General features: G+C 65.1%; 10 protein-coding genes and 1 tRNA gene. 6 read left to right on the forward strand and 5 right to left on the reverse strand.

The genetic code is table 11. The features are described 5' to 3' along the window. Nucleotides 1-36: 36 nt before the first annotated feature. Entirely contained in the window at nt 37-1290 is a 1254-nt protein-coding gene (locus tag QW881_RS18865; protein ID WP_316158973.1) for an LptF/LptG family permease, read from the reverse strand. Between the two features lie 354 nt (nt 1291-1644). Here QW881_RS18865 and QW881_RS18870 point away from each other — a divergent pair, with 354 nt between their 5' ends. Both QW881_RS18870 and QW881_RS18875 read left to right on the forward strand, forming a co-directional pair. Then, nucleotides 1645-2787 (forward strand): glycosyltransferase, encoded by a 1143-nt coding sequence (locus QW881_RS18870; RefSeq protein ID WP_316158971.1) that lies wholly within the window; start codon nt 1645-1647, stop codon nt 2785-2787. Beyond that, on the forward strand, nt 2784-3917 hold the full coding sequence (locus QW881_RS18875) for a glycosyltransferase (RefSeq protein WP_315717195.1): 1134 nt from the start codon (nt 2784-2786) through the stop codon (nt 3915-3917). The genes QW881_RS18870 and QW881_RS18875 overlap by 4 nt, the downstream gene beginning before the upstream one ends. Here QW881_RS18875 and QW881_RS18880 read toward each other — a convergent pair. After that, nucleotides 3862-4944, reverse strand: coding sequence for a glycosyltransferase family protein (locus QW881_RS18880; RefSeq protein ID WP_315758018.1), 1083 nt, complete (start codon nt 4942-4944; stop codon nt 3862-3864). The genes QW881_RS18875 and QW881_RS18880 overlap by 56 nt on opposite strands. Before the next feature lie 172 nt (nt 4945-5116). On the opposite strand from QW881_RS18880, the gene QW881_RS18885 reads away from it, so the two are divergent. Continuing rightward, nucleotides 5117-6118, forward strand: coding sequence for a UDP-glucuronic acid decarboxylase family protein (locus tag QW881_RS18885; RefSeq protein ID WP_315741074.1), 1002 nt, complete (start codon nt 5117-5119; stop codon nt 6116-6118). A gap of 243 nt (nt 6119-6361) precedes the next feature. Here the strand turns inward: QW881_RS18885 and QW881_RS18890 are convergent. Continuing rightward, nucleotides 6362-6436 (reverse strand) — tRNA-Gln (locus QW881_RS18890). Nucleotides 6437-6724: 288 nt separating this feature from the next. Here QW881_RS18890 and QW881_RS18895 point away from each other — a divergent pair. Beyond that, entirely contained in the window at nt 6725-8503 is a 1779-nt protein-coding gene (locus QW881_RS18895; protein ID WP_315758019.1) for an acyl-CoA dehydrogenase, read from the forward strand. 998 nt (nt 8504-9501) lie between these two features. Here QW881_RS18895 and QW881_RS18900 read toward each other — a convergent pair. After that, entirely contained in the window at nt 9502-9906 is a 405-nt protein-coding gene (locus QW881_RS18900) for a nuclear transport factor 2 family protein (RefSeq protein ID WP_315758020.1), read from the reverse strand. 315 nt (nt 9907-10221) lie between these two features. Between QW881_RS18900 and QW881_RS18905 the strand changes: the two genes are divergently transcribed. Next, complete coding sequence (locus QW881_RS18905; protein ID WP_315740865.1) at nt 10222-10515, forward strand: HdeA/HdeB family chaperone; 294 nt, start codon at nt 10222-10224, stop codon at nt 10513-10515. Between the two features lie 104 nt (nt 10516-10619). Here the strand turns inward: QW881_RS18905 and QW881_RS18910 are convergent, their stop codons facing one another. Beyond that, the gene (locus tag QW881_RS18910; protein ID WP_315758021.1) at nt 10620-11312 is read right to left on the reverse strand and encodes a phytanoyl-CoA dioxygenase family protein; all 693 of its coding nucleotides are present in this window, start codon (nt 11310-11312) and stop codon (nt 10620-10622) included. Between the two features lie 313 nt (nt 11313-11625). Between QW881_RS18910 and QW881_RS18915 the strand changes: the two genes are divergently transcribed. Then, nucleotides 11626-12009, forward strand: a complete 384-nt coding sequence (locus tag QW881_RS18915; protein ID WP_315758022.1) for a hypothetical protein — start codon at nt 11626-11628, stop codon at nt 12007-12009. Nucleotides 12010-12078 lie beyond the last annotated feature (69 nt).

The following is a 12078-nucleotide window of genomic DNA, read 5'->3' on the forward strand; positions in this document are numbered from 1 at the left end:
CCGTCCAAGTAATCGATGAGTCGCCTGAACTACCAGTCAAGGACACGGCGGCGCGATCGCGTTCGGCAATTGATCGTGCGGTCCATTGGCAAGAGCGGCGGCGCCCCCGTCCCACAAAGCTAGTCCGGCGTGCAGCGCCGGCACGCCGGTCATTCCGAGCCGCATCGAAACGGCGGGCGTGGCGGACGGTGCGGCCATCGCCCCGCCGCGGCGCCTGAGGGCGAGGATGAGTGCCAGCGCCAGCTCGGCCAGAAAGAGCCCGCCGACCGCCCATGTCGTCCGCAAGTCCACCAGCGTCTGCTCAATGGTGAGCACCATGAAGAAATGCAGCGCCCCGATCGCGGCGCAGACGAGCAAGGCACGCGGACCTCGGCTGTCGCCGAAGCTGCGCCAGACGGGAAGCAGTTCGAGGCCGAGCCAGGTGTGGAGGAGCGCGAGAAGCGGGATTCCCAGGCGGTTGAGAGCCTCATGAATCCATTCGCGCGCCGTCCCCGGGTCGGCCATGGCCTTGGAGCGGCCATCGAGGAAGTCCTGCAGGGGCACTTCGTCGATGATCGTATAGTCACGCTTGACGCCTCCGAAGCCATATTCGTTCAGTGGTACGAATATACGAGCATAGGCGACGCCCCTGACCTCCGACTGTCCGCTCCGCAAACTCTGAACGGTCCCGTCGAGCAGCACTAAGCCGCTTTCGTCCCCCTGCCTTTCGAACACCGCGTAACGAGCTTTGAAGACCCGCTCCTCGCCGTCGGACATCGCCTGCCGGATGAAGACATCGGCCAGCTCGTTGCCCTTGATGTAGTTCCTGAAATAGAAGACCTGACGACCATGATCGAACTGATTGAAAACGCCGACCTTGAGCAACGCCGGATTTACCCCGCGCCGCAGCGAGAACAGCACGTCGTGGAGATGCCCTGAGGTTAGCGGAACGACCCAACAGGTCAGCAAATAGCCGAGCGCCACCGCGGCGAACGCGACGGCAAAGCCCGGCAACCGCGCAGCGAAGGTCGAGCGACCGCTCGAATAGATCACGATCAGGATCCCATCTGCTGCAAACCTGCCGTATGACCAGACGATCGCGATCGCAACCAGCGCCGGGAGAACATGGAAGAGGATCATCGGCCCAGTGCTGGCGAGCGCGGGCCACACCAAGCTGGTATAGAGCGCCTCTTCGCCCAGATGGCTGATCAGAGAGATCAGAATCACCGGTGCGACGACAGCCGCAACGGCGACTGCCGAAGCAAGCAAGATCTGCCGTGTCAGATATCTGTCAATGACCCCAACTAGCACGCTTCGCCCCTGGCAGCAGTTCCACCCCGGGGGGACGGTCCTTCCTAGGAATCGTTCCCACCACGGCCCCCAAAGCCGTATTGCCGGCGGCTGTCTCTTACCGCCGACACTAGACATACGAAAATTATACTATCTTGGCGAGCATGTCCTGAAAACGCCGCCGGCCATCCACATTTCGCGCCGCTCTTGCGGGCAGCGGCCGAATACGGTCAATGGTTCGCGGCAATGACGTCTTTGGACAATTTTCCACGTCCACAGCCATCCGACCGCCGCCGTGTGGACGCCCCGACCAACCGCCGACGGAACCGACCGACGCGGTACTGTCGTCACGAAGCGTAGGCTCACTGAGCAGCAATGCAGAAGCTCATCAATCTCGCGATTTTCATCGACGATCTTGGTGTCGGCGGGACCCAGAACTGGCTGACTCTCCTGGTGCCGGCGCTGGCCGCGCGCGGTTTCGCAGTGCGCGTCTACGGCATGCGTGCAATCGCACATCCCGAAATCCTCGAACGTCTGGCGCCTTACGCCGAAGTTCAAATCATCGGCGAAGGCCGTCTGTGGGCAGGACCCGGGCTGCTGCGCCTGGCGCAGGAGCTCCGGACCTGGCCGGCACAGGTCGTGCAGACGGCACTGCCGACCTCCGACATGATCGGCCGCCTGCTGGCATGGCTGACGGGGGTACCGGCGGTCTTTTCTACCATCCGTGGCCGGAACGTCGACAAACCAAGCTGGCAGAGGTGGCTTGATCGCCGCACCGCACACTTGGCCAGGGCGGTCGTCTTCAATGACCGCGAGGCGGTGCCGTTTGCGATCCGCCACGAGGGCATACGCGCAGGCCAGGTCGTCTACATTCCCAATGGCGTTTCGATCACGACGGCGCGCCGGCCACCCGGCGACGTGCGCAGGGAACTGCGGACGTCCGCGGAAGCGACCGTGCTCGCGACCATCGCCCGCCTCCATCCGTCCAAGGGACAACAATATCTGTTGCGCGCCTTCCGTCTCGTTCGCGAGCGCTACCCCGGCGCGGTTCTGTGGCTCGTCGGCGACGGTGAGTGTCGAGCAGCCTTGGAGCGCGAAGCTGACGAGCTCGGGATAACGACGTTCGTCCGCTTCGCGGGCACCCGGCGCGACGTGCGCGACATCCTCGATGCCGTCGATCTCTTCGCGCTTCCCTCTTTGTGGGAAGGCATGCCCAATGCACTGATGGAGGCCATGGCCGCGAGCCGGCCGGTGGTCGCTTCCGATGTCGACGCCATCCGCGAACTGGTGATCCACGGCAAAACCGGCTGGATGGTCAGGCCGGGCGACGCCGACGCTCTTGCACGCTGCATGATGGATATCCTGGCGGATCCCGCCCGGGCAGCCGACATCGGCCAGGCAGGCTTGCGGCACGTTCGCGAGCATTTCTCACTGGATGGCATGGCGGATGCCTACGCGACATTGTATCGCGACGGCCTGAAGGACGCAGCACTGCGCGTGGGAGCCCCGTTGCGATGAAGATCGTTCATATCCTCGACAATCTCGATCGCGGCGGAGCTCAAACCATGCTGCGCAGCGTGGTGGCCGGCCTCACGGCGCGCGGCCACATCCAGCACATCATTTGCCTCAACGAGATATTCAACGAAGAGGTCGTCGCTGCCATGCGCGCCGCCGGAGCCAGCGTCGAGATCATCGGGCGGCCGCGCCTGTACGGCCTGATCGGTCTTTGGCACCTCGCCGCGGAATTGCGGCGGCGCCGGCCGGATCTCGTCCACACCGAACTCCCGTGGGGCGATCTGATCGGACGTACCGCCGCTCGCGTCGCCGGCATCGCCCCGATTGTCTCGACTGTGACCGCCCGCTACGCGGACAAGCCGCGGCTGCAATTGTGGTTCGATCGCAAGACCGCGGCCTGGGCCGACCGCGTGGCCTTCCAGAGCGCCGAAATCGTTCCCTTCTCGCTCGCGCATGAAGGTGTCCGGCGCGACCAGGTGCAGGTCATTCCGAACGGGGTCGATGCGGACGACCGTGACCGTTCCGTTGCAGCATCCGCCCTGCGCCGGGACCATGGCGGCAGCGCCACCACCATCCTCGGCATGGTCGCACGGTTGCACCCACAGAAGGCCCACCCCGATCTCCTCGAGGCGTTCGCAAAGCTGGCGTGTTCGGACGTTCGCCTCTGGCTGGTCGGCGACGGACCCGATCGCGCGCAACTCATGGAGCAGGCGCGCGCGCTCGGCATCGCCGATCACGTGGTCTTCGCCGGCGACCGCGGCAACGTTCGCGACTGGATCGCCGCGATGGATATCTTCGTTCATCCGACTTATTTCGAGGGTCTGCCGCTCGCGGTCCTCGAGGCCATGGCCATGGGCAAACCGGTGATTACCTCGCCGGTCGATGGGCTTCGCAGCCTGATCACCTCCGGCGTCGACGGCTGGCTGGTGCCGCCCGGCAATCCCGACGCGCTCGCCGAGGTCATCGGCCACGTCGTCGCCCATCCCGAGGAACGGGCCCGCGTTGCCGCGACGGGCGCGATCCGCGCGCTGTCGCAATACGGCTCGGATCGCGTGGTCGAAGCCTACGAAACGCTGTTCAAGTCCGTGCTCGAGGCCCGGAGCGCGGGGAGCGGCGCCAACGGCCGTCGATGAACGCGTCGATCGCGGCAAAGGCCGCATCGTTGCCGCAGAAATCTCCGTGACCGATCCGGGCGCGATAGCTCTCCAGCCGCACCTCGAATTCGTGCAGGATCCGCGACGAGAAAGTCGCCAGATCGGCACGCATGCCGTAACCGAGCCGCTCCAGATAGTACGCGTTGAGAAACTGCTCGAAGGCGCCACGGACCGGAATCGACAACACCGGCTTGCCGAGATGCAGCGCCTCGGAGATGAGCGTATGGCCACCGCCGCAGACGACGAAGGCGCAGGACGCCAGATCATCGAGAAACGATTGCTCGTCGAATGCCTTGAAGACGACGCGACCCAGGCTGCAGCGCTCGCCCAGGCCGTAGACGCGGACAGGCCGGCCAAGCGTGGCGAGATGCTCGACGAAGGCCGGGAACGTCGGATAGCCCTGATAGGCGACGACGTGGTCACCCGCCGTCGGCCGGCGCGCGACGACGTCGCGCCGCAGCAGCGGCGGCAGTTGCCGAAGCCAGGGGCTCGCCGCCCGCGCGGGAACGTCGAAGAAATTGCAGACGAGGTACTGGTCGGCCGAACTGAACAGAAGCCGGACCGCCGCAGCCGTCGCTAACCGGCTCGACATCTGGCCCAGAGGGCATGTGATCCGTCCCATGGTGATGACATGTTGGTTGTCGAGCGACAGGCAAGCCACTCCCATCCTGCGCGCCACCTGCGGCACGAAGAACTCGTAGTCGGTCATGGCCAAGTCCGGGACGAAGGCCTCGGCCGCCTGCTCGACCCGGCGGCGCCAATGTGCGCCGTTGCTGAGTGTCGCGGCGGTACGCAGCAACGCCGCCGGAGCATCGACCCGATGCGAGCCCACGGGCGTGACCGGATTGGGACACTCGAACACCCGGAATTGGCCCCCGAGCAGGCGCGCCGCTTCTCCATGACAGACGAACAGGAAGTCGTGCTGGGAATAATGCTGAGCCAGGGTCAAGGCGCGGATCGCGTGCCCCCGGCCGGTCCCATGCACGCCATAGAGAATGCGCGCCATGAATTCAGACCGGCGCGCCGGCAGGCGGGTGAAGCGGCGGCCAGCGCCGCGAAAGACAATTCAACATCGGCCGGTTCATTCCTTGTGCCGACAGTCCGCAGGACCGTCGCCTTGCCCTTCGACTCATCTTATGGTTGTTATTGGTTACTGAACATTCTAACGAGCAAGGATCGTGTCGAGAAGAGCGTCCAGGCGCATCAGCGAGAACAGTTTGGTTACGGGCGGCGCCGGCTTCATCGGTTCGCATCTGTGCGAGCGACTGATTTCCGACGGCCATCAGGTCGTCTGCGTCGACAATTTCTTCACCGGCACACGCCGCAATATCGAGCCCCTTCTCGACGATAGGAATTTCGAGCTGCTTCGGCACGACGTGACGTTTCCTCTCTATGTCGAGGTCGACAGCATCTACAACCTCGCCTGCCCCGCCTCGCCGGTCCATTACCAGCACGATCCCGTGCAGACGACCAAGACCAGCGTTCACGGCGCCATCAACATGCTAGGGCTGGCGAAACGGCTCAAGGCCATGATCCTTCAGGCCTCGACCTCGGAAGTCTACGGCGACCCGGAGAAGCATCCACAGACGGAGGATTATTGGGGCAACGTCAATCCGATCGGTCCGCGGTCCTGTTATGATGAAGGTAAGCGCTGCGCCGAGACGCTGTTCTTCGATTATTGGCGCCAGCACCGATTACAGATCAAGGTGGCCAGAATCTTCAATACCTACGGGCCTCGCATGCACCCCCACGACGGGCGCGTCGTCTCGAACTTCATCGTCCAGGCGCTGCTCGGCAAGCCGATCACCCTGTATGGCAACGGGTCGCAGACGCGATCGTTCTGCTATGTCGACGACATGGTCGATGCGCTCGTCCGCCTCGCCGCGACCCCCGACGATGTGACCGGACCGGTCAATCTCGGCAACCCCGCCGAGATCTCGATCCAGGAACTCGCCAGGACCATCATCGACTTGTGCAATTCGCGGTCTGCCATCGTATGCGGGAAGCGACCGGTGGATGATCCATGTCGGCGACGGCCCGACATAGCGTGCGCCGAAGCTGTCCTGTCATGGCAGCCGAGGATTGGCCTTACCGAAGGCCTGACCAGGACCATCGCCTATTTCGACCGGCTCCTGTCCGAGGATGCTGTCCGCCGATCCCTGCTGGACGACCCGGATTGAGGTGACGGGCCTCGGTGTGGACCGGTCGACGGAATCTCGCTCGCCAGCGTCTGATGCCTGCGCGAGAAGTGGTAAGACGGGCTGGGCGAAGCACAGACTCTCGCTCGGGTCCAAGTAAATCGGCTGCCAGAAACAAGCGGGCATCATGAGAGTGCAGGGCAATCTTTTCGCAGCAACCGCCTTCGGAGGGCCAGACTCCTGGCACGCCTGAGGGTTTCAGAACAACAAAATCGCGAAGAAATCTGGCTGGGGCGGGAGGGATCGAACCTCCGAATGGCGGAATCAAAATCCGCTGCCTTACCGCTTGGCTACGCCCCATCAGGCCCGGCGGATCGGCGTGGCGTGCGGGCGCCATGCGATTCCGGGTCGGCGCCCGTGGTCTACAGAGCGCGCCCGCCCATTTCAACCGCGCCGCCGCAGGAATTTTGCAGGCCCCTCCGGTGATCCGCCGTCCAGGCCAATTCGTCAATGCCGGCAAGCCCTTATCCTGCTCGTTGGAAGCCGCCGCGGCGCCCGGCCGCAGCGCCACGCGAAAAAGTTGAGACCCGGCCGGTTTCATGGGATGACGGCGGCCAAACCGGCCACATCGAGCCCCGAGGACACGCCATGACCTATCGCGCCCCGCTCAACGACATGCTGCTCGCCCTCAACCACGGCGCCGGGCTGAAGGCGGCGGTCGAGGCCGGCCATTACGGCGATTTCGACCCCGACATCACCGCCGCCGTGCTCGAGGAAGCCGGCAAATTCGCGAGCGACGTGCTCGCCCCGCTCAACCACATCGGCGACAGGAACGGCGTCAAGCTCGCCGATAAGAAGGTCACCACCGCGCCCGGCTGGCCGGACGCCTACAAGCGCTGGACCGAGGCCGGCTGGAACGCGGTGTCCGGTCCCGAGGCGCATGGCGGCCAGGGCCTGCCGCTCGCCATCAACGCCGCCTGCACCGAGATCTGGAGCGCGGCCAACGTCGCCTTCGGCCTGTGCCCGCTGCTGACCTTGTCGGCCATCGAGGCGCTCGACGCCCACGGCAGCAAGGAGCTGAAGGACATCTATCTCGGCAAGCTGATCTCCGGCGAATGGACCGGCACGATGCAGTTGACCGAGCCGCAGGCCGGCTCCGACGTCGGCGCCTTGCGCACCCGCGCCGAGCGCGCCGCGGATGGCACCTACCGCGTCACCGGCAGCAAGATCTTCATCACCTATGGCGACCACGACATGACCGACAACATCGTGCATTTCGTGCTCGCGCGGCTGCCGGACGCGCCGGCCGGCACCAAGGGCATCTCTCTCTTCCTGATCCCGAAATTCCTCGTCAACGCCGATGGCTCGCTCGGCGCCCGCAACGACATCTATGCCTCCGGCATCGAGCACAAGCTCGGCATGCACGCCTCGCCGACCTGCACCATGACGATGGGCGATCACGGCGGCGCCATCGGCTATCTCATTGGCGAAGAAAACGCCGGCATGCGCTGCATGTTCACGATGATGAACCAGGCGCGGCTCGGCGTCGGCCTCGAAGGTGTCGGCGTCGCCGATCGCGCCTATCAGCAGGCGCTGGCCTACGCGCAGGAGCGCAAACAGGGCCGCGCCGTGGGAGCTAAGGGCGCCGGCTCGGACGCGATCATCGCCCATCCCGACGTCAAGCGCATGCTGATGCAGATGCGCGTCCTCACCGCCGCGTCTCGCTCGATCTGCTACGCGACCGCCGTCGCACTCGACGTGTCCGTGCGCGCCAAGGATTCGGCGGTGCGCACTGAAGCCGCCGCGCGCGGCGCGCTGCTGACGCCGATCGCAAAGGCGTTCTCCACCGACATCGGCAACGAGGTCGCCTATCTCGGCGTGCAGATCCATGGCGGCATGGGCTTCATCGAGGAGACCGGCGCCGCGCAGCACTATCGCGACGCGCGCATCACCGCGATCTACGAGGGCACCAACGGCATCCAGGCGATCGACCTCGTCACCCGCAAGCTGGGTGCGAACGGCGGCGCCTCGGTGTTCAAGCTGCTCGACGAGCTTACCGAGATCGTCCGCCGCGTCGAGGCCTCGAACGATCCGGCCTTCGGCACCACTGGCGCCAAGCTGCGCGAGGCGCTCGGCGCGCTCGACCGCTCCAGCCGCTGGCTGCTGGACAAGCTCGGCACCGCGCCGAACGATGCGCTCGCCGGCGCCACGCCTTACCTGCGCCTGTTCGGCTCGGCGCTCGGCGGCTGCATGCTGGCCAACGAGGCGCTGGCCGCGCGCAGCGAGAACGAGACCGAGGGGGCGCGTCACGTCGCGCTCGCCCGGTTCTTCGCCGAGACCTTCGCGGTGCAGGCCCCGTCCTTGGAAAAGACCGTCACCGACGGCGCCGACGCCGTGCTCGCGGCGGAGGCCGTGCTGGTGGCGTGAGCGGCGAGCGTCGCGACCCAGACCAGCGAGTTCAGCCTCCCGCACCAAAGCTCGCTGCCGGGCTCCCACCCTCCCCTGGAGGGGGAGGGTCGCCTCGCGGGGCGCGCAGCGACGCGTGAGGCAGGGTGGGGTGATCTCTCCGCGGATGCTTGTGCCAACGGAGAGATCACCCCACCCCGATCCCGCGCTACGCGCGCGATCGACCCTCCCCCTCCAGGGGAGGGTGTCCCGAGTTCGCCGCTTCATTGATCCACATCTCAAACATCTATCCGAACAGCCTGTCGCGATGAGATGAGCATCCGCGTCCTCGCGACGCATTCCGCGCCCGAGCTATGCTCTCGAAACCCGCCCTCACCGAGTGGAGGGCGCAGGGAAGGCCGGGCGCTGGCCGCGCCCGTGGCCCGCCTGCAGAAAAAAAGCAGGCGGCAGTCACCACAGGTCTGGCCGAGAACACCCGGCCTTCCCCGCGCGATGGTTTTAACGGGCTATAGCGCGCTCTTCCTGGTGCACCGGGCTTTCTGGCCACCATGTCGCGACAATGCGCTTCTCGCGCATTGCGCTGGATACTAGCATCGGAGTATCGGAACCACGCGCCTTCACCGTCCGCAGGCTAACGTTCGTCCGTGCCAACAGCACTGCGCCGCCCGCGTCCACCGCATCCCGCTGCCAACGTCCGTGACGACCGCGAACCGTCCCCTACCGTGCAACGGGATGCGCGAACCATAATGCTGATTTGGGCAAGCCGCAAAGCGATTTATGTTTTTCAGAACGACTTGACAGGGGTTGGCCCGACCGAGCTGATTTGGCCGACGGGTCGGAAGCGCGCTTCCCTGCGCTCCGGCAAACCGGAAGGAACCAGGTCGATTGCCGATAAAGTTCAAGCCCTACCCCAGTCAGCCATTCACTTCCGGGACAATGTTCATTTCCGGGACAATGATCCGACGCCGCACCACGCAGTGCGAGCCGCTCTGGTGGTCGCCACGTAGCGCTCAACCGGCTTACGACGCCATCGTCTGGATGAGCGCCGTGTCGGCGAACTCTATTAGTTCGACGATCTTCCCATCCTGAATTCTGAAGAGGTCGAGTATCTCGGTTTCCCGCGTCATATTCGTCGGACAGCTTCGCACGGTGAGGCGGGAAAGCACGGCCACGCGATCGTTGTCCACCAGTTCGGTCAGGATATCTCGCTGCGCGAACTCGAACGTATCGATGAGCTTGGCCAAGCCCTCCTTGACTTGGGGGTGACCACACATGCACCCCAACATTTTGGTGGCGTTCCGGTCGCCAGCCAGTGTGAACACCACGTCCGGATGACACTCTGCCATCAGGTCGTCCAACGACCCCGTGTCGCGCGCCTTGTATGCGCGCCTGACCTGCTCGAGGAGTACTTCGCGATTTTCCATCGGCACCTCCCAAAGTTCAGCACGAAGACCTTAGCTGGTCATTGATCTACTTGCAATTGAGCCAATCGAAAACTTCGCCTTCAACTGTGCTCGCTTACCTCGGAGAGATGGAGCGAGCATGGGCCAGCTAGCCGAAGGCGTAGCCCGCCGCGCTTCCTCTGATTGAAGCCGCTGCCGTTCTTGACTTCCGCCATCGATCCAGCCAGTTCTATCTGCTCAGGTGCCGGCTCGACCATGGTCACGCAGTTCGGCTCCTCATTCGCGAAGCCTCTGCATAGTTCGTTGTTTTTCACCAAATCCATTCGGAGCCAGAATATGAAATCTGTCGTTGCGACGTTGTTTGCCGCGGCCCTGATGCTGTCGTCCGCGCCGGCGTCGGCCGTCGTTCTCGATCTCTCCACCATGAGCTGCAAGCAGTTCGTCGAGAGCGGCGACGACGGTATCAAGATGGTGCTGATCTGGCTCGACGGCTGGTACAAGGGCGACCAGGACGAGGCGATCTTCGACACCGAGGTGTTCGTCGAGAACGCCAAGAAGTTCGGCAAGTACTGCGCCGAGCATCCGACGGTCAGCATCGTCACCGCGGCGGAGAAGATCCTCGGCAAATAGGCAAATGGGATGGCTGCGGATCGTCAGCGCGCAGGCGAATGAACGCGCTTTCCGCCCGCGTGCCACCGCAGATGACTTTGCGGCTGCGCGGCCCCTCTCTTCGTCTAGACCCCGAGCCACCCCAGCCCGCCCGGCAGTTCGTCCGCGGCAAAATCGATCTGCAGCACCCGGCGATGGCCGGGCTGGGTTGAGGGCTCCGAAGCGTGCAGGATCGGCGTCGCGTAGAGCCAGATGTCACCGACGTCGGCGCAGCACGTCGCCGTGCCACAGCGCGCGACCGTCGCGGCCACATCGCCTTCCGGAATGCGACCGAGGCGGTGCGAGCCTGGAGCGATCAGCAGCGGCGCGTTGCCGTCCGGCACGGCGTCGAGATGGACACGCAGGGTGACCATGCGCGCGAGCACCTCATAGGGCGGCGCGACGTGTTGCAGGCCCCCCTTGATGGTCCAGGGCCCGAACCCGGTGACCTCGATGCGCTCGCGGACGACGATGGTGCGGTCCTGATGCCAGGGCACGGCCCAGTTCGACGCGGCCGTCTTGTCGAAATAGACCGCCCGCACCGGGCGAGTGGCGTCACCGAGAACCGCGCCAGCGGCGGCGCCGACCGGTCCGGCATTGGCGAGGAACGGCCTGAGCGCCGCGACGCCGTGCAGCCGGCTGCCCGCCTGCTCCGGTGCGTGGCCGGACAGCGCCTCGAAGAGAGCGCGCAGGGCGGACGCATCGAGCGCGGCCGCGATGTGCAGCGCACCCGTTTCCGCGACGAGTGAGGCTTGCTGGGGAGAGAGTGCGACGGTCATGCGTGAGGGAGACTAGAGCGCGGCGCCGGCGCTTGGCAATCACTCTCCCCGCTCTTCGCCATCAGTCCGAACTTGCGCCGGGAGAGTAAGAGAGGCGCGAAGGTAATCCGCAACGTCTCGGTGTGCCACCCTGCGACAGAAGACTATACCGCGGACGGCGCGGCTCGCCGCAAGTTGCAATGACCCCGCATGAAGACCGCAGCATCCGGACACACTTAGACGCAACTCATTGCGCCAGCTTGGCGCGGAGGCTGCGTTGAAGAAGCGTGCCGCGCCCCGTGCGGCACCTGCCCTTTCTTCATGCGAGAGTCCCATGTCGATCAGCTCCGTCACGACGCCCCTCGCGGCGCCTTCGTCGCAAACCACCTCGGCCACATCATCCACCTCGGCGACGTCTGCGACGTCATCCTCGTCGGCCACGAGCTCGGCTGACAGCACGTCGGAAAGCTCCTCCGGCAGCGGCGGCTCGTCGTCGGGCAAGACCGTCGTCAGCGAGGTCTCGATCACGCTCGACGGCGTCACCACCACGACCATCACCTATTCCGACGGTTCGACCGAGGTGACCAAGACTGCCGCCAGCTCGGACGGCAGCAGCAAGGGCGCGCAGACCTACAACGCGCAAGGCGCGACCAACAGCGCCGTGAGCAACGGCGTCTCGGGCAGCGCGGGCACGGCGAGCTCGACCGTGACGACCTGAGACCTCGCAGGACGCGCGACACGCCTTCGCTCAGGGCTGATGATGCCGTCTCGACCGGAGGCGTAGGTT

The sequence above is a fragment of the Bradyrhizobium sp. SZCCHNS3016 genome (assembly GCF_032484535.1).
In the GTDB taxonomy this organism is placed as follows: Bacteria; Pseudomonadota; Alphaproteobacteria; order Rhizobiales; family Xanthobacteraceae; genus Bradyrhizobium.